This window comes from Adhaeribacter pallidiroseus, from assembly GCF_003340495.1.
Lineage (GTDB): Bacteria > Bacteroidota > Bacteroidia > Cytophagales > Hymenobacteraceae > Adhaeribacter > Adhaeribacter pallidiroseus.
The window spans coordinates 2,053,186-2,071,115 of sequence record NZ_QASA01000001.1; the positions used below are offsets into that span (position 1 = coordinate 2,053,186).

14 protein-coding genes are annotated in these 17,930 nt (G+C 41.6%); 13 read left to right on the forward strand and 1 reads right to left on the reverse strand.

What is annotated here, in order from left to right; all coding sequences use genetic code 11:
• Window positions 1–51 precede the first annotated feature (51 nt).
• The 8 genes from AHMF7616_RS08060 to trmB are packed head-to-tail and all read left to right on the forward strand — an operon-like array spanning window position 52 to window position 10,190.
• Window positions 52–3,123: a tetratricopeptide repeat protein gene (locus AHMF7616_RS08060; RefSeq protein WP_115372417.1), complete on the forward strand. Its 3,072-nt coding sequence runs from the start codon at window positions 52–54 to the stop codon at window positions 3,121–3,123.
• On the forward strand, window positions 3,123–4,790 hold the full coding sequence (locus tag AHMF7616_RS08065) for a TonB-dependent receptor (RefSeq protein ID WP_115372418.1): 1,668 nt from the start codon (window positions 3,123–3,125) through the stop codon (window positions 4,788–4,790). The genes AHMF7616_RS08060 and AHMF7616_RS08065 overlap by 1 nt, the downstream gene beginning before the upstream one ends.
• Window positions 4,791–4,801: 11 nt before the next feature.
• Window positions 4,802–6,226, forward strand: a complete 1,425-nt coding sequence (locus AHMF7616_RS08070) for an HU domain-containing protein (RefSeq protein ID WP_115372419.1) — start codon at window positions 4,802–4,804, stop codon at window positions 6,224–6,226.
• 1 nt (window position 6,227) lies between these two features.
• Window positions 6,228–6,920, forward strand: a complete 693-nt coding sequence (locus AHMF7616_RS08075; RefSeq protein WP_115372420.1) for a MotA/TolQ/ExbB proton channel family protein — start codon at window positions 6,228–6,230, stop codon at window positions 6,918–6,920.
• A 3-nt stretch (window positions 6,921–6,923) separates the two neighbouring features.
• Window positions 6,924–7,325, forward strand: coding sequence for an ExbD/TolR family protein (locus AHMF7616_RS08080; RefSeq protein ID WP_115372421.1), 402 nt, complete (start codon window positions 6,924–6,926; stop codon window positions 7,323–7,325).
• Window positions 7,326–7,332: 7 nt separating this feature from the next.
• Window positions 7,333–8,208 carry a hypothetical protein gene (locus AHMF7616_RS08085; protein WP_115372422.1) on the forward strand — a complete coding sequence of 292 codons (876 nt, stop codon included), beginning with the start codon at window positions 7,333–7,335 and terminating at the stop codon, window positions 8,206–8,208.
• 26 nt (window positions 8,209–8,234) lie between these two features.
• Window positions 8,235–9,530, forward strand: a complete 1,296-nt coding sequence (locus AHMF7616_RS08090; RefSeq protein WP_199474154.1) for a bifunctional folylpolyglutamate synthase/dihydrofolate synthase — start codon at window positions 8,235–8,237, stop codon at window positions 9,528–9,530.
• 6 nt (window positions 9,531–9,536) lie between these two features.
• The gene (gene trmB, locus AHMF7616_RS08095) at window positions 9,537–10,190 is read left to right on the forward strand and encodes a tRNA (guanosine(46)-N7)-methyltransferase TrmB (protein WP_115372423.1); all 654 of its coding nucleotides are present in this window, start codon (window positions 9,537–9,539) and stop codon (window positions 10,188–10,190) included.
• A 132-nt stretch (window positions 10,191–10,322) separates the two neighbouring features.
• Here trmB and trpF read toward each other — a convergent pair whose 3' ends face one another.
• Complete coding sequence (trpF, locus tag AHMF7616_RS08100; RefSeq protein WP_115372424.1) at window positions 10,323–10,946, reverse strand: phosphoribosylanthranilate isomerase; 624 nt, start codon at window positions 10,944–10,946, stop codon at window positions 10,323–10,325.
• Between the two features lie 231 nt (window positions 10,947–11,177).
• Between trpF and mnmA the strand changes: the two genes are divergently transcribed.
• From mnmA to AHMF7616_RS08125, 5 genes are read left to right on the forward strand one after another with little or no spacing between them, the layout of a single operon-like run.
• Entirely contained in the window at window positions 11,178–12,281 is a 1,104-nt protein-coding gene (gene mnmA, locus AHMF7616_RS08105) for a tRNA 2-thiouridine(34) synthase MnmA (RefSeq protein ID WP_115372425.1), read from the forward strand.
• Window positions 12,282–12,296: 15 nt separating this feature from the next.
• The gene (locus AHMF7616_RS08110; protein WP_115372426.1) at window positions 12,297–13,031 is read left to right on the forward strand and encodes a hypothetical protein; all 735 of its coding nucleotides are present in this window, start codon (window positions 12,297–12,299) and stop codon (window positions 13,029–13,031) included.
• Between the two features lie 6 nt (window positions 13,032–13,037).
• Window positions 13,038–14,714 carry a S8 family serine peptidase gene (locus AHMF7616_RS08115; protein ID WP_115372427.1) on the forward strand — a complete coding sequence of 559 codons (1,677 nt, stop codon included), beginning with the start codon at window positions 13,038–13,040 and terminating at the stop codon, window positions 14,712–14,714.
• Window positions 14,715–14,771: 57 nt separating this feature from the next.
• Window positions 14,772–15,428, forward strand: a complete 657-nt coding sequence (rpe, locus tag AHMF7616_RS08120; protein ID WP_115372428.1) for a ribulose-phosphate 3-epimerase — start codon at window positions 14,772–14,774, stop codon at window positions 15,426–15,428.
• 48 nt (window positions 15,429–15,476) lie between these two features.
• Window positions 15,477–17,894 (forward strand): TonB-dependent receptor, encoded by a 2,418-nt coding sequence (locus tag AHMF7616_RS08125; RefSeq protein WP_233507405.1) that lies wholly within the window; start codon window positions 15,477–15,479, stop codon window positions 17,892–17,894.
• The last annotated feature ends 36 nt before the right edge of the window (window positions 17,895–17,930 follow it).

Genomic DNA, 17,930 nt, shown 5'->3' on the forward strand with positions numbered 1-17,930 from the left:
ACTTTTAACTTTTAAAATCTGCTTTAACAGGTTTAGCCGAACCTTAATTACATGAAAAAACTGCACTCCTTACTGCTAACAGCTGCTTTTCTGGGCACCGGCCATTTGGCCGAAGCGCAACATACGCAGGTGTTTACCAATCCCGATCATTATTATCACGAAGGTTTGGAACTCTTTGATCGGGAGAAATACGGGGCGGCCCAGCAAGCTTTTTCGCAGTATGTCAGTTTAATTGGCGATAACACCAAAACCATTGATGCGCAATATTACTACGCTTTAAGCGGTTTGCACTTACTGCACGCGAATGCCGAAAATTTAATTCTGGATTTTGCGGCGGCTTACCCGGCTCACCCGAAAGCTTCTGTTGCTTACCTGGAATTAGGTAAGTTTTATTTTAACAAAAAAGATTACGAAAAATCAATTGAGTACCTCGAGAAGGCACCTTCGGCTCGTTTGGACGATAAACAATTGCGGGAAGCCGAATTTAAATTAGCTTATTCTTACTTTGCCCAAAAACAATTTGATAAAGCCAAAGTTTTATTCGACCGTAACAAAATTGGAGACCATAATTATGTATATGCCTCAAATTACTACGCGGGTTACTTAGCTTACCGTAACGGCGATTATACTGGCGCTAAAAAAGACTTACTAGTAGCGGAGCAAAACGAAGCTTATAAGCAAATCGTGCCTTACATGCTCACCGAAATTTACTACAAAGAAGGGAATACCGAAGAGGTAATTGCCTACGGGGAGAAAGTTTTAAAACAACAATCCGAGCCGCAAAATGCCGATGAAATCCGGATTTTAGTAGGAGATGGTTATTATAAAAAAGCCAATTATAAAAAAGCTTTAACTTACTTTAACAATTACGCCAAAGGCAAGAAGAAGCTCGATAATACTGTAGCTTACAAATTGGGTTATGCTAACTATAAAACCAACAATTACAAGGGCGCCATTCAATACTTGCAACCGGTAGCTTCGCAAAAAGAAATATTAGGGCAAAATGCCGCTTATCATTTAGGTTTAAGTTACCTGAAAGACGAAAATAAACAATTTGCCCTAGCGGCCTTCGATCAGGCCCGGCGGGTTGATTTCGACAAACCCGTTACCGAATCGGCCACTCTAAAATACGCGCAAATCAATTACGAGAACGGCAACTTTAATGAATCAATTAATGCCTTAGGCGAGTTCCGGAAAAAATTTCCCCAATCAAAATTAAGCGCCGAAGCTGATGATATTTTAAGTGAGTCGTACTTAAATACGAGTAACTACAGCGACGCCGTCCGGCACATCGAAGCGCTTAGCAACCGATCGGCCCGGATTAACGAAACGTACCAGCGGGTTACTTATTTTCAGGCCGTACAACTCTTCAACGATGGGCGTTTTCAGGAAGCTTTAACCTTACTCAATAAATCATTAGAGCACAAGTACGACAGTGAAATAAGAGCCGCCAGTTTCTTTTTAAAAGGCGAGGCGCAGTCTATTGCCCAACAATGGAACGATGCCATTGTTAGTTACGGTTCGGTTTTTAAAACTTCCAATGCTTCCAAAACCGATTATTACGTAAAAAGCCGGTACGGCATTGGGTATGCTTATTATAATTCGCAACAATACGATAAAGCTTTACCGCATTTTAAGGCATTCGTAGCTGATGAGCAGGCGCAAACGAGTCCGACTAATTTAAATGACGCTACCATTCGGTTAGCAGATTGCTATTACATTCAAAAAAATTACAGCCAAGCCTTAGTTTTATACGATAAAGCCATTGCGCAAAAAGCGGCTGATGCTGATTTTGCTTACTTTCAAAAGGGAGTTATATACGGTATTCAAGGTAAGCGCGATCAAGCCATGGAAACTCTGCGCACTTTGTCCAGTAATTATCCGCGGTCGCAGTACGCCGATGAGGCGGCTTACCAGCGCGCCATTATAGATTTTGAAGCGGGTAACTATGCACCATCTATTGCCGGTTTCTCCAATTTAATCGATACGCGTCCGGATAGTCGGTTAATCCCGAATGCCTTACACAAACGAGGAGTAGCTTACACTAACTTAAATAAACAAGCCGAAGCGCAAGCCGATTTTAAACGGATATTAAACGAGTATCCTTCTTCTAAAGTAGCGCAAAATGCCCTTTATAGCTTACAAGAATCATTAGCCGCCACCAACCAAAGTGCTGAATTCGATACTTATTTGGCTAGGTTTAAATCAGCTAACCCGCAAAGTGGGGCTTTGGAAGGCGTAGAATTTGAAGCGGCTAAATCTTTGTACCTGAGTGGAAAACACGAAGAGGCGATCACCCGTTTGGAGGCGTATTTAAATGCTTATAAAACCAGTTCTTACGCGCCGGATGCCCGGTATTTCTTAGCCGATGCTTATTTAAAAAATAACGATAACGAAGCGGCTTTAGCTAAGCTTAAAGAAGTGGTTACCGAAAATAAATCGGAATACGTGAGCCGGGCTATTTACCGGGTAGCCGAATTAGAATTTGAAAATAAAAACTACCCGGAGGCCATTACCTACTACAATCGCTTACTCGAGACAGCTAGCAGTAAAAAAGACCAGTCCAACGCCTTGATGGGTTTAATGAGAAGTTATTTTCTGACTAATGATTATGCTGGTACCGGTAAGATTGCTGATGAGTTAATTGCGCAGGGAAATGCTTCTTTAAACGCGTACAACTCCGCGCTTTTATACAAGGGTAAAGCTTCGTACGCAGCTGGTAACGTAGAGCAAGCCTTGAGCGAACTTTCCGCCACTGTAGGTTCCGCTACCGATGCTAATGGTGCCGAAGCGCAATACTTAGTAGGTGAAATCCATTACAAACAAAAAAAATACAAAGAATCTTTAAACGATTTATTTAAGGTAAGTAGTAATTACTCGGCTTATGAGTATTGGTTGGGTAAATCTTTTATTTTAATTGCCGATAACTATACCGCTACGAACGAACTGTTTCAGGCAAAAGCTACTTTAAATTCGGTAATTGAAAATTCACCGAACCAGGAAATAGTAGAGGAAGCAAAAGCCAAGTTAAATGCCCTGGAACCAGGAGCCACTACCAGCCGGCCGAAAGTAGATACTACTAAAATTAACCTTAACAACGTTTTGACGGATTCTATTAAATAATGAGAAATATTTTAAAAATAGCTGATTTCACCTTAACGGTTGGTTTTTTTTTAATGGCTTCTACCGTTGGCTGGGCACAAAAAAACACGGGTAAACTGGAAGACGCGGAAATTGTAGTGGAAAAAAGTCGGGTAAACGAACTACCGGAGGCCAGTCGTAATTTTGAAAAATTCAAAGTGACTCCGCCCGAAAAGAAAATCAATCCTTTAACTTATAAATTTACAGATTATAAATTGGCCCAACAGGACATTAACCTGAACATGCGGGTATTAACGATTAAGCAAGAAGATCAAATTCCGATTCCGGGAAATTTTTTAAAATTAGGCTATGGCAATTACGGTACACCTTACTTTAAAGGGTATTTCCATAACAGCCGCGATAACCAATATTCTTATGGTGCTGATATCAGCCATATATCCTCCTCCAAAGGACCTGTCGAAAACTCAGGTGTGAGTAATACCAGCATCAATTTCAATGGCGAGTCTTACGCCGATAATTTAACGATTGGCGGAAAATTTACTTACGGCCGGGATAAGTACAATTTTTACGGATACTCACCACAAGTTGAAGGAATTAAGGAAGATTCCATAAAGCAATTGTTTAATCGGATTGGCGTACAAGGGTACTTAAATAACAAAACGAGCGAAAGCCCGCTGCAATATCAGGCCGGTATTGGCGTATTTATTTTCCGGGACAATTTTGCGGCCCGGGAAAGTAATGTGGCGATAAATCTAGGGGCTGGTTACGCTATATCGGCCACGTCCCGGTTTAACGTAGCCACGGAGTTTTCCGGTATTTCTTACCAAGACTCTGTGAAAACTAACCGCGGTTTTTTTAAATTAAAACCTACTTACGACGTAGACGGCGACCGGTTTGATTATAGCTTAGGGGTAAATATCGCTTATACCAACGATAAAGTGAACGATCCCCGCAAAATGAATATCTATCCGGTACTAAAAGTAGCTTATGAAGTAGCCGATGATAAGCTAGTGATTTTTGGCGGCTTAACCGGCGATCTGCAACGTTCCTCGTTGTATCAGCTTACCCAGGAAAATCCTTTTTTAAACAGTAACTTGCAAATAGCGGATGTAAATAAAGCTTTAGATATACACGGTGGTATTACCGGAAATGTAAGCAAAAATTTAAGTTTTACGGCCCGTATTTCTTACCTGAGTTACCGTAATTTATATTTCTTTAACAACGCTGTCTCGGATTCTAGCCGTTTTGACCTGGTATATGATCCGGATAATACCAATGTTTTAAATTTTTACGGGGAGTTAGTGTATAACCAGGCCGAGAAGTTAAGATTAGGTGTCCGGACGGAATACAACAATTATAAAACGGCGGATTTGGAAAAGCCTTTTCATCGCCCAACAACACAAGCTACATTTTTTGGTTCCTACAATATCTACAATAAGCTCTTCTTTAACGGGGAACTTTATTATATTAGCAGTTCTTATGGCCGTATTACCCGGGAAAACAAAGTGGTAGTTATTAAACAAACCGACAATATTGTTGATTTAAATTTGAAGGCAGATTATCGTTTTACAAATAAATTTTCAACTTTTGTTATGCTCAATAATATTCTGAATAAAGAATATGAACGGTTTGTTAATTATCCCAACAAAGGCCTGAATGTAATTGGTGGTATTTCGTATTATTTCTAACAACCTGGCTTATGGTATTAGAACATATTCAAAAATTATTGTTTGATCATGATTGTGTGATCATGCCTGATTTTGGCGGCCTGATTACGCATTATGAACCGGCCAAAATTCATCCGGTACGGCATACTTTTTCGCCGCCAGCCAAAAGAGTAGCTTTTAATGAAAAGCTTAAAATAAACGATGGCTTACTCATTAGCACGCTGGCCTACGATAATAAGTTAAGTGCCGACGAAGCACAAAGGCAAGTAACCCGTTTTGTTCAGGAATTGCAACGAGAGTTAAATCAGAACAGAAAATTCGATTTAAAAGGAATTGGTATTTTCCGGCTAAACGAAGAAAGTAAAGTAGTTTTTGAATACGTTGAAAATGAAAACTATCTAAGCGACTCATTTGGTTTACCTGAGCTTTTAGCTAAACCCGTACTTGCCGCAGAGCCGGTAATTTTACGTACGCTGCTTAAAGATCAGAATCAGCCTGCCAAGGTTGGTTTTCGAAATAAGATTAATCGGTACTACCGGGCAGCAACTGCTTTGGTTATCGGGGGAGTGGTTGTTACGGGCTTATATCTACTTTCATTGCAAACTGATTATAACGTAAGTGCCATTAATCCTATTACTTTGTTTCAGACGGATAGTGCGAAAGATTTTGATAGTTCGGCATCCGCAGAAAATGATTATGCTTCAGTTAAAAATAATAAAACAGTTGAAGTACAACCAGTAATAGAGGCAGCCTCAAACGAAACCGGTGATTTAGTAGTAGATAGTAGTGATTTAGTTGCTACTAATAACCAGGATCGCAATTTTCAAACGGAAGAAGCAAGCAAAATTATCCGTATTGAAACGCCTACTTCAGAAGACAAAAAGCAATCTTCTGATAAAAAGTTATATACCATAGCGGACCCCAAAAAGTTAGAGATTGCTCCCGGCGAAGCAGTTTTAATATCAGCTAAAGCTAATCCGCCAGAACCTGCTCCTAAAGAAGAGGTGCGGCGTAACTTTACCACGGAAGAAATAAATGCGGCTTTATCCGCCAATGGGTCTAAAATAAAGCCGGAATCTATAAGCACCGCTAAACCTCCGGTTCCTTCCGTTATAACTAATCCCAAACCACTTAATGAAGCACTGTCTGTAAATAAAAACACGGCTCGGCCGGAGATTTCTAATGAGAAGACAGGTTCAGCAGGATCCACTACAATTAAACCTAAAGCAGAGCGTTTCTACGTTATTGTAAATGGGTATTCTACTTACGAAAGTGCAGAACGAAACCGAAAAATTATTGCTAAAAAAGGTAGGTCCGGACAAATTATTGCTCCGTTTGGAGGAGCAAAATTATACCGTATTGCTATTGCGGAGTATGATTCACGGGAACTGGCAATGCAAAATTTACCTGAATTAAAAAACAAATACGGAAATACTATCTGGATACTTAAACGTTAACATGACTTCTTTTCTCTTACAAATTACCACTACTGCTCCCGATTCTTTAAATTCTGTAGCCGCCGCTACCACCACGGACCCTGAATTATCACTTATCGACCTTCTTTTTAAAGGTGGTTGGGTTATGATACCCATTTTAATACTCTCCCTTATTTCTATTTATATAATGGCAGAACGATACGTGGCCATTAAGCGGGCCTCGCAAAATCCCGAATCTTTTATGAACCAGGTTAAAGGATTGATTTTGCGCCATGATTTGCAAGGGGCACTGTTGCTTTGTAGTCAAACCCGTACCCCCATAGCCCGCATGATCGAAAAAGGAATTAAGCGGATTGGTCAACCCCTGAAAGACATTGAAACCTCGATTGAAAACGTGGGCAAATTAGAGGTAACTAAATTAGAGAAAAACATCAGCATTTTAGGCATTATTGCGGGTATTGCGCCTATGCTGGGCTTTATCGGAACCATTATCGGGGTAATTAAAATATTTTACGCTATCTCGGCTTCCGGTGATTTTGGAATTGCTCAGATTTCGGGTGGTTTATATACCAAAATGGTTACTTCGGCAGCTGGTTTAATTGTGGGTATTATTGCGCACGTGGGTTATCATTACTTAAGCTTAATGGTAGATCGGGTAGTTTTTAAAATGGAAAATAACGCTATTGAATTTACCGATCTGTTACAGGAGAACTAATATATGCAATTACGCGGACGGAAAAGGATTACCTCACACGTAGAAACCGGTTCGATGAACGACATCATGTTTTTCTTGATGTTGTTCTTTCTAATTGTTTCTACCATGGTTAACCCCAACGTAATAAAACTATTATTACCAAGTGCCAAAAGTGGTAAAGCGGTTACCAAACAGCAAATCAATTTATCAGTAAACGATAAAGGCGAGTATTTTATTAATAAAAACCCGATTGTACCGGATAACTTAGAACAAGAGCTGGGAGCCGTAGTAGCCGGCATAGAGGAACCAACGGTAGTTTTACGCGTAGATGCGTCTTTAAATGTGCAGACCTTAGTCGATATTCTGGAAGTAGGTAATAAATTAAAAATTAAGATGATTATGGCGACGCAAACGCCTAAAGCTTAAGATTAGGATGGTCGCAGAAGAAGAAGATTATAAGAAATATGGTTTGCTGGTTACCCTGCTTTTTCACGCGGGGCTATTGGCGCTGTTTTTCTTTATCATTTTAAGGCAACCGCAACCTCCCTTATCTGGGGGAGACGGAATTGTGCTGAATTACGGTATCGATGCTGAAGGATTTGGTAACGTGCAAACGACCGCACCGGCCAACGAATCACCCAACAAGGAAGATGGCCGGCCGGCACCGGCCCAACCCGCTAAAGTAGCGCAACCCGAGGTTAAACCCGAACCGATAAAAGAAGCCGTAGAAGAAAAGTTGCTTACCACCGACGAAGAAAGCCCGGTGAACGTGAAAGTAATTGAAAAGCCGCAACCCAAAGTGGTAGAACAGCCCAAAGAAGAAATTAAAATAGAAGAAAAGCCCAAAGCCCTATACCCGGGTAAGTCGGCGGCTACTAGTGGTTCTGGCAATGGTACGGCGGGCACCAGCAATAATGCTACCGGAAATAACAACGGCGACCGGCCCGGCAAAGTAGGTGACCAAGGTGATCCGAATGGTTCGTTAAATTCAAAAGCTTTGTACGGTAAACCGGGTACCGGCACGGGTGGGAGCGGCTCTGGTTCCTTAAACATGCCCGGTTGGGGTTACGACCGGGAGCCCCGACCGAACGATACCTCTAACGAAACCGGCGAATTGGTTTTCCGGATTACTATTAACGAAGAAGGCGAAGTGGAATCGGTGCGAAGATTGAGCGGTAATGTTTCGCAGGAATTAGAAAAATTGTACCGCGACGAAATTTACCGGACTACCTTTAGCCGGACTTCTCCGAAAACGGCCGCCAGCGTAGGCGCTACCGGAACCATCCGGTTTATCATCCGGGCTAAGTAAAAAATTTAAAAAATCAGATTATAGGCATGACCTATTCGGAATGTCTTTCTTATTTGTACCAGCACTTGCCGATGTTTCACCGCGTCGGCAATATTGCTTTTAATAAAGGCTTGCAAAATACTGAAGATCTATGTTTTGCTTTGGGTAATCCGCAGCAAAACTTTAAGTCGGTGCATGTAGCGGGAACTAACGGTAAGGGCAGTTCTTCTAATATGCTGGCTGCGGTTTTGCAGCAAGCTGGTTACAAAACCGGGTTGTATACTTCACCGCATTTAAAAGATTTTACCGAACGAATTAAAATAGATGGCCAGGATATTCCACAAAAATACGTCGTTACTTTCGTAGAAAAGCACCAGAATTTATTTGCTCAGGTGAAACCTTCTTTTTTTGAAATGACCGTTGCCTTAGCTTTTCAATATTTTGCCGTTGAAAAAGTAGATATAGCCATCATAGAAGTTGGGCTAGGAGGCAGGTTAGATTCTACCAATATCATTACACCGCTCGCTTCCTTAATAACCAACATTAGCCTGGATCACCAAAGTTTGCTGGGGAATGATTTGCCGAGCATTGCTGCGGAAAAAGCGGGCATCATTAAGCCTTTAGTACCTGCCGTAGTTAGTAAAACGCAACCCGAGATAAGCCAGGTTTTCAGATCTAAAGCAGCCGAAACAAAATCGCCATTACTATTTGCCGATCAGCTATACACTATTACCTTTTTAGAAAAAAATTTAAAAAATCAATTCTTTCGAGTAGAAAAAGGTAATAAGATTCTATTTGAGAAAATGGCTATTGATTTAATGGGTAATTACCAGCGGTACAACCTGCCGGGAGTTTTAGCTATAGTGGATATTTTAAGGGATCAGGGTTATCTTATTTCGGATAACGACTTGCTGAGCGGTTTAGCCCGTGTGCAGAAATTAACGGGTTTTAAAGGGCGTTGGCAAATATTACAAGAAAATCCATTGGTAATTTGCGATACCGGGCACAATATAGATGGCATTAAGCAGGTAGTAGAACAATTACAAGCCACAACACAAAATAACCAGGTGCATTTTGTTTTTGGTGCTGTACAGGATAAAGACGTGAGCGAAATTTTAAAATTATTGCCGGCGGAATACCAATACTACTTTTGTCAAGCTCAAATACCCCGGGCTTTACCGGTAGATGAATTAATAAAATTAGCGGATGCAGCCGGTTTATCAGGTGAATCGTTTGCTACCGTTCCCGATGCTGTACAAGCAGCTAAAAGAAATGCTAGCCAAGAAGATATTGTTTTTATCGGCGGTAGTACCTTTGTGGTGGCAGAAATAGAAGAATTATAAATCAGAATGGCTCGATCGAAATTAGCAAAGTTTAAAGAAATCGCGGAGAGCGATCTGGTTCTGGAAGCAGGAAAACCACTTTTTGAAAATATAAAAGGCAAGTGGCACGAAAGCTACTTTCAAAATGATTACCCAATTATTTTAGAAATTGGGTGTGGCAAAGGCGATTATACCATTGGCATGGCCAATTTATTTCCGAATAAAAATTTCATCGGGGTCGATATTAAAGGATCCCGGATATGGAAAGGAAGTTGCCTGGCGCAGGAGCAAGGCCTCACCAACGTGGCCTTTCTGCGCAATTTTATTGAGTTATTACCAGAGCAATTTGCCCCCGGCGAGATTAGCGAAATCTGGATTACATTTCCCGATCCCCGGCCGCGGAAAGGCGAAGAAAAAAAGCGTTTAACCTCCACCCGGTTTTTAGATATTTATGAATCTTTGTTGAAACCAAGCAGTCTCATTCATTTTAAAACCGATGATTTAGCTTTATTCGAGTTTACTCTAGACTTGCTCAAAATGCGGGAAGCGAAAAACCTGCGGTACACATTTGATTTATACGCCTCTGACTTACAGCAAAATACTTTGGGTATTCAAACCACCTATGAAAAACGGTTTTTAGCAGAAGGCCAAACAATCAAGTATTTACAATATACACGATAGTTGATTTTCATAAGCCATCATTGATTGTCCACAAACTTTAGTCAAAAGTTGAAAATAAGATTTCTGTACTTATTTACTGCAATTGAATTTTAAAAAATGTGATCTATGGTCCGTGGACTATGGACTAAATAATTAAACTTCTTCCAGTACTTCAAAAATTTCCTGGAGCGTGTCGTAGTCTTTTAAACCAGGTTTAATTTCCTGGCCCCCTTGCAGGCCAATCCCAGCGGGGTTTATTTGTTGTAAAACCTCCATTGCGTTTTCTTTGCTAATGCCTAAGCCAATAAGCACTTTAAAATCGCGGGCTAAATCTTGTAAAAACCGGAGATTGGTATCGTCAATGGTAGTATAATCTTCAGAAAAAACTAGAAAGTAAGCTACATGATCTTTGTACAGGTGCATTTCCTCTACTAGTTCACTTTCAATGGTATCTTTCGTAAAATGAGCCCGTTGGATAACCGGACATTTTATCTGCTGAATTTCGTCAATTAAGTATTGTTTATTGAGCTGCACGTAATCCAGATGACAGGAATCTACTAATTCGTTAATTTGTTCAACCGGCGTTTTTCTAAATTCTCCCACCAACTTTACCCCCGAAACCCAGCCCACAATATCCTGTAAGTCCGTCGGTGACATGTAACCGGGTTGCGAATCATCCAAGTTAAAACCAATCATATCTACCCCCATTCCAGCGCAATAACGGGCATCACTTAAATTATTAATCCCATTTACAATTACCGAAGTGATTAAAGCCATAAAGGTTTCCTGTTTAATTAGAAATTTAAAAATCTGTTCCTTTGGTCAAAATAAAGAAGTATTTCGGTAATCCGTACGGAATTTTTTAAAAAGATTTATAAAACAACAGAATATCGGGGCAACTATTGGTTCTTTAGCACTAATATCCTGTCCTAAACTTATATTACTGAAAGGTTGTTAATATATTTGCAAACAATTTTTTAAGTAGTAGATTAAAGTATACTTTTCATAATGAGTAAATTAGGTAGGGTTCTAGTAGCTATGAGTGGCGGCATCGATTCTTCGGTGGCTGCGGTAATGCTGCACGAGCAAGGGTACGAAGTAGTAGGCATGACCATGAAAACCTGGGATTATGCTTCGGCTGGTGGTAGTAAAAAAGAAACGGGTTGCTGCAGCCTCGATTCCATAAATGATGCCCGTAACATTGCCGTATCTTTAGGTTTTCCGCATTATATTATTGATATCCGGGAAGAATTTGGCGATTACGTGATCAATCATTTTACCGATGAATACCTGGCCGGACGTACGCCCAACCCATGCGTTTTATGCAATACCCATATAAAATGGGATTCACTTTTACGCCGGGCGGATAAGCTGGGCTGCGATTTTATTGCCACGGGGCATTACGCCAAAATCCGGCAGAAGAACGAGCGTTTTGTTATTTCAAAAGGTCTGGACGAAAATAAAGATCAATCGTATGCTTTGTGGGGTATTTCGCAAGCCAGCCTCAGCCGGACTATATTTCCTTTGGGTGATTTACGAAAAACAGAAATTCGGGAAATGGCGGTGGAAAGAGGATTTTTAGAATTAGTGCAAAAACCGGAGTCTTACGAAATTTGTTTTATTCCGGACAATGATTACCGGGGTTTCTTGAAAAGGCGGGTGCCCGCTTTACAAAGCGAAGTAGCCGGCGGGGAGTTTGTACTGGAAGATGGTACCGTAGTAGGCAAACACGAAGGCTATCCGTTTTACACTATCGGGCAACGGAAAGGTTTAGGTATTGCTTTAGGTTTCCCGGCCTATGTAACTAAAATTGAGAAGGATAATAATAGGGTTATTTTGGGTAATTACGATGATTTAGCTAAAAACGCCATGCGCGTAGGAAAATTAACTTTAAGTAAATACCCTGACCTAATAGATAAACCTACTCCGTCTATCACCAAAGTTCGTTACAACGATTCCGGCACCGACGCCATTATTACGCAGGTAGGAGATAAAATGGAAGTACAATTTAACCGCGGGGTACACGCTATTGCTCCCGGCCAAGCCGCGGTATTTTACGAAGGCAACGATGTAATCGGCGGTGGCTGGATCGAAGCCAGCTATAATCTTTAAAAATTCCGAAGAATCATGAATCGTTGGCTACTGATCTGCGGTCTTCTTTTTTTGGTAGGTAGCTGTACCGAAGATGTGCCTATAGAACCGGAAGCTTTAGGTTTAAAGTACTATCCTCTAAAAACCGGTGAATATTGGATTTATAAGGTTACCCAAACCCGGTACCAAAATCAATTTGCCGAGCAAGCCACCGATTCGGTAAGTTACTACGTCCGGGAGCAGATTGATACGGTATTCCGGGATTTGGCCGGCGAAGATACGTATAAGTTTACCCGTTCACGCCGCAATACTCCTGCCGATGCATGGAGCCAGGATTCGGTTTTCGTGGTAAATAAATCAGCATCGGATGTACGCTTAACGCAAAATAACCGGAGAGTTGTTTCCTTTATTTTTCCGGTATTAGAAGGTAAGAAATGGAATGCGCATATCTTTAATTCGCAATCATCCCTTACTAATCCAGCAGAAGAAACTTTCTATTTTTTTGCTAACACGAGGCAGCCTACGGTCGTTAACGGGATAAATTATGCTAATACCGTAAAAGTGGTGCAATTAGCAAATGACAACGCGATTGAGAAGCAGGATGGTCATGAGGTTTACGGTTACGGCGTAGGCCGGATTTATAAGCAAAAACTAGCCTTCCAATATTGTTCCGATCCGGACCGGCAAAATGGCTGTGAAATAGGCAGTAAATTTATTATAACCGGAATAAAACAAATTGAGAGATTAGAAGAACATGGTTTTTCCCAATAGTTATTCATGAGAGCGGGATTGATTTTACTTATTACTTTTTTAAATTTCTTATCCGCTTGGAGCCAGACTAACTCGGGTAGTGATGCTGTTTACAAGCAATTTGTTTATTTTAAAGATAAAGCTAACAATCCTTTTACCATCCAGCAACCCCAGCAATTCCTATCCACCAGTGCTATTCAACGGCGCGAACGTTACCAAATTCCGGTAATTACCCGCGACTTGCCGGTTACTCCCGCCTACGTTGCGCAATTAAAGCAAGCAGGCGCAAAGGTGTGGTACACTTCCCGTTGGTTCAACGGAGCTTTGATACAATGCGATACCACTACTTTTCGAAAAATAAAAATGCTCCCCTTTATCAAAACTGCCGAAACAGTAGCACAACGCCGTGGTAAGAGTGCTTCCACAAGTGGTCAAAAGCGAGCTGCCACCCAAAAATTTAAAAAAACCGGACAATCGCTCAGTTATAAACAACTGGTATTCGGCGAAGCTACCAGCCAGGCTAAACTTATTGGCGTACCCGAAATGCACCAGGCCGGGTTCCGGGGCGAAGGAATGAGCATAGCCGTTTTTGACGGAGGGTTTTCGGGGGTTAACCGGGTCTCTGCTTTTGCTCATTTGTTCAGCAATAATAAAATTACAGCTACTTTCGATTTTGTAGATAAAAACACTGGCGTTTACGAAAAGGATAGCCACGGTACCGAAGTGCTTTCTACTTTAGCCGCCAATGTGCCCAACGTGTTTGTCGGTACGGCTCCTCAGGCCAATTATTCTTTGTTTATTACCGAAGATGTTAGCCGGGAACAACGCTTGGAGGAAGTAAATTGGTTGTTAGCCGCGGAGTTTGCCGACAGCATGGGCGTAGATATTATTCAAACTTCTTTGGGCTACAATCTGTTCGACGGCGCAAATACCAGTTATACGTACGCGGATATGAACGGGGATAAAGCAATTAGTACCCGCGCCGCCGATTTTGCTGCCGCTACAGGTATGTTAGTAGTGGTGAGTGCCGGCAACGAAGGCAACGATCCCTGGCAATACATCACCGCTCCGGCCGATGCCGACTCGGTATTAAGTATTGGCGCTACTGATTCCCTAGGCCGACGAGCCGTATTTAGTTCCATCGGTCCCACTTACGATAAGCGGATTAAACCTGATTTATCTGGTCAGGGTTTATTGGCGGCGGTTATTAACCCGGCGGGTAATGTAATTAAAGCCAATGGCACTTCTTTTTCGGCGCCTATTATCTGCGGTTTAGTAGCCGGATTCTGGCAAGCTAATCGGCAATTAACTAACTTACAAGTTATGGATTATTTGAAATTGTCGGGAACTCAGGCCAAACAACCCGATAACCAATTAGGTTTTGGGATACCGAATTATATCCGGGCACAAACGTTAGCCGATCAGTTAGAAGGAGAATTAAATAATAATTTTAAATTATTTCCTAGCCCGGTCTCAGAAAATCACTTTACTGTTTTAATGCCGGTTACTGCTGATCAAAATACCGAGATTCGCTTGTTTAATGCCATCGGACAGGAAGTAAGCACGTTTTCCTATCATTACAATAAAATAAAATCAGACCGTACTTTCGTTACTTTTGAGTTAAAAGGATTAGCGCCGGGTATCTATCATTGCGTTATTTCGGGAATTAATCGTTCCGAGACCATCCGTTTTTTAAAACAATAAATATAATTTGTAACCTGGCTAACAAAAGTAGATCAAAGAAGGGCCTATATTTACCGCATGAAACCAATTATTGCTCCTTCCATTCTCGCGGCAGATTTTGCCAATTTACAGGCTCAAATAGAAATGTTGAACCAAAGTGCCGCCGGATGGATCCATTGTGATATTATGGATGGTCGGTTTGTACCTAATTTTTCTTTCGGTTTACCGGTGTTAGAAGCGGTGCATAAGCACGCCCGCAAACCCTTGGATGTCCATTTAATGATAGCCGAACCCCAGTACTACATTGAAAATTTTAAAAAAGCGGGTGCCAGTAACATAACAGTACATTACGAAGCTTGTACGCACTTGCACCGGGTAGTAGAACAAATAAAAGCAGTTGATTGTAAGGCTGGGGTGGCCTTAAACCCGCATACGCCCGTTGCTTTGTTAGAAGATATTATTCAGGATATTGATTTAGTTTGCCTGATGTCGGTAAATCCGGGTTTTGGGGGCCAGAAATTTATAACGCATACCTACCCAAAAGTAGCCGCACTCCGTGAATTAATCTTGGCGAAAAATGCCCAGGCTTTGATTGAAATTGATGGGGGCGTAAACGAGGAAACGGCGCCGTTACTGTTACAACACGGGGCCGATGTGCTGGTGGCTGGTTCTTTTGTTTTCCAGGCTACTAATCCGCTGCAAACTATTTTAAATTTAAGTAATTTAAGTACCTGATTTAGCCCGCTTATGCTTGTAAAGCCGGTTCTCTGGCTGTTTTGCCTTTTGTTTCCCGTTTTAGTTTTTGGTCAAACAACTACCCTTACCGGGCTAGTGGTAGATGAAATCGGTACTCCGCTCCAATACGCCAATGTAACTATTAAAGGAAATACCCGTGGAACCCAAACCAATGCCCAGGGTAAGTTCACATTAACTATTCCAACTGGCCAGGAAGTTTTTATTCAGGTAAAGTTCATTGGTTTTCGGGAGCAAGTTGTTCAGATTAATAAAACAATTCTGCTGGCCAAAGAAATTAAAGTTATGTTAGTTTCTAATTCCCAAAATCTTTCTACAATTACTATTTCCGGAGTTAATTCTTACACAGGCACTTCCTCCAACAATACGATGCGGTTGAACCCCCGAATTAGTAAGGAAATGCCGTCGGTGTTTAATGATTTTAACAAAGTATTAGCAACGTTGCCGGGAGTAGTCAGTAATAACGAGTTAAGTTCTACCTATTCGGTGCGGGGTGGTAACTACGACGAGAATTTAGTTTACGTGAACGGTATGGAGATTTACCGGCCATTCCTGGTGAGTAATGCGCAGCAAGAAGGACTTAGTTTTGTTAACCCGGATTTAGTACAAAATATTCAATTTTCGACGGGTGGCTGGCAGCCGCTTTACGGCGATAAACTTTCTTCGGTGTTAAGCATCGAGTACAAAAAACCTCGGAAATTTGCCGGATCGGTTACCGGTGGATTAATGGGCGGAGCGCTGCACTTAGAAACCATTTCTAAAAACAAACGAACTACCTACTTGCTGGGTGTGCGTTACAAGAATCCGCAATTGGTATTTAACTCTTTAGAAACCAACGGGAACTACCAGCCTAACTTTTTAGATGCGCAAGCTTACATCACGCACAACTTATCGAAAAAACTTCTTCCGCAAACCAACCAACCAAAAACAACTATAGGAATACTGGCGAGTGTGGCGCGCAACCGGTACGAAGTAATACCCAGCTACCGCGAAACTTCCTTTGGCACCACCGACCGGATTGTACGCTTGGGTATTCAGTTTAACGGCTACGAAAGAATGGAATACGAAACCTACCAGGGAGGTGTTCATTTAAAGCATTTTTTTAAAAAAAGTGTATCTACCGAGATTATTGGAAGTGCCCTTTTAACCCGCGAAAGGGAACTACGGGATATTGCGGCCACCTACGCCTTTTATGAGGTTGCACCCCTGGATAATCGGGTTAAAGTTAAAAATGATGTAGTGCGCAACGTGGAAGCCGGTACTAATTTCGAACATGCGCGCAACACGCTTACCGCCAAAATTTTTACCCTGGAAAATCGGTATACCTGGCAACCCAGCAACCAGAGTAACCTACAAGCAGGCTTTAAATTTAGCCGGGAAATAGTCGGGGATGCCGTTAAAGAATACAGTTTAACGGATTCGGCGGATTTTATAACCTTAAACCGGCATGTAGCCTCCCAATTAAATCTGCATTCTTTCCGGTACCAGGCCTTTGGGCAACACACCTGGCAGATCGATTCCCTGCGTTCCCTTACTTACGGTATTCGGACCAACTATTGGACGGTAAATCAGGAATGGCTAATCAGTCCGCGGGTACAGTATACGGCTATATTGCCTCGTAAACCAGATTGGATTTTTAAGGCGGCGGCGGGTTATTATTACCAACCTCCTTTTTACCGCGAGCTTCGAAACGCTGCCGCAGAACTGAATACTAATCTGAAAGCACAAAAGTCGCTGCACTTGGTATTAGGTGCTGATTATCATTTTATACAATGGTCGCGCCCTTTTAAGTTGAGTACCGAAATTTATTTTAAAAATTTAAGCAACGTAGTGCCTTACGAAGTAGATAATGTGCGCCTCCGCTACTTTGCCCAAAATAATGCTAAAGCTTACGCGGCTGGCTTAGATTTGCGCGTAAATGGGGAATTTATCAACGGAGCCGAATCGTGGTTTAGCATAGGAATAATGTCCACCAAAGAAAACATAGCGGGCGATTCTACCATTTACGATTTAGAAACTTTTAAAAAAATAAATAAGCAACCACTTGGGTACCTTCGTCGCCCCACGGATCAACGGGTTACCTTCGGATTTTATTTTCAGGACCATATTCCTAATAATCCTAGTCTGAAATTATATTTAAATGGAGTAGTGGGTACCGGATTACCTTTTAGTCCTCCCGGGAATGAGTCTTTGCGGAACCAGTTTAACATGCCTTTTTACCGGCGCGTAGATGTTGGTTTTTCTAAACTATTAACCTTTCGGGCGAGCGAATCCGGTTCAGGCAAAAGCTTAGAAAGCTTGTGGTTGAGTTTAGAGGTTTTAAACCTAATTGCGGCTAACAACGTGGTTTCTTACTCCTACTTAAAGGATATTTATAATGTAACCTATGCCGTACCAAATTACTTATCTTCGAGGCTGGTTAATTTGCGTTTTATTGCTCGGTTTTAATCTCAGTGAAAAGCGACAAAATAAAGCCTTGCAAAA

Excerpts from the sequence above, each read along its gene's own strand:
- AHMF7616_RS08090 (WP_199474154.1), top strand. The coding sequence starts at position 8,235 with ATGACCTATTCGGAATGTCTTTCTTATTTGTACCAGCACTTGCCGATG.
- AHMF7616_RS08110 (WP_115372426.1), top strand. The coding sequence starts at position 12,297 with ATGAATCGTTGGCTACTGATCTGCGGTCTTCTTTTTTTGGTAGGTAGC.
- AHMF7616_RS08065 (WP_115372418.1), top strand. The coding sequence starts at position 3,123 with ATGAGAAATATTTTAAAAATAGCTGATTTCACCTTAACGGTTGGTTTT.
- AHMF7616_RS08080 (WP_115372421.1), top strand. The coding sequence starts at position 6,924 with ATGCAATTACGCGGACGGAAAAGGATTACCTCACACGTAGAAACCGGT.
- AHMF7616_RS08115 (WP_115372427.1), top strand. The coding sequence starts at position 13,038 with ATGAGAGCGGGATTGATTTTACTTATTACTTTTTTAAATTTCTTATCC.
- AHMF7616_RS08070 (WP_115372419.1), top strand. The coding sequence starts at position 4,802 with ATGGTATTAGAACATATTCAAAAATTATTGTTTGATCATGATTGTGTG.
- trpF (WP_115372424.1), bottom strand. The coding sequence starts at position 10,946 with ATGGCTTTAATCACTTCGGTAATTGTAAATGGGATTAATAATTTAAGT.
- mnmA (WP_115372425.1), top strand. The coding sequence starts at position 11,178 with ATGAGTAAATTAGGTAGGGTTCTAGTAGCTATGAGTGGCGGCATCGAT.
- rpe (WP_115372428.1), top strand. The coding sequence starts at position 14,772 with ATGAAACCAATTATTGCTCCTTCCATTCTCGCGGCAGATTTTGCCAAT.
- trmB (WP_115372423.1), top strand. The coding sequence starts at position 9,537 with ATGGCTCGATCGAAATTAGCAAAGTTTAAAGAAATCGCGGAGAGCGAT.
- AHMF7616_RS08085 (WP_115372422.1), top strand. The coding sequence starts at position 7,333 with ATGGTCGCAGAAGAAGAAGATTATAAGAAATATGGTTTGCTGGTTACC.
- AHMF7616_RS08060 (WP_115372417.1), top strand. The coding sequence starts at position 52 with ATGAAAAAACTGCACTCCTTACTGCTAACAGCTGCTTTTCTGGGCACC.
- AHMF7616_RS08075 (WP_115372420.1), top strand. The coding sequence starts at position 6,228 with ATGACTTCTTTTCTCTTACAAATTACCACTACTGCTCCCGATTCTTTA.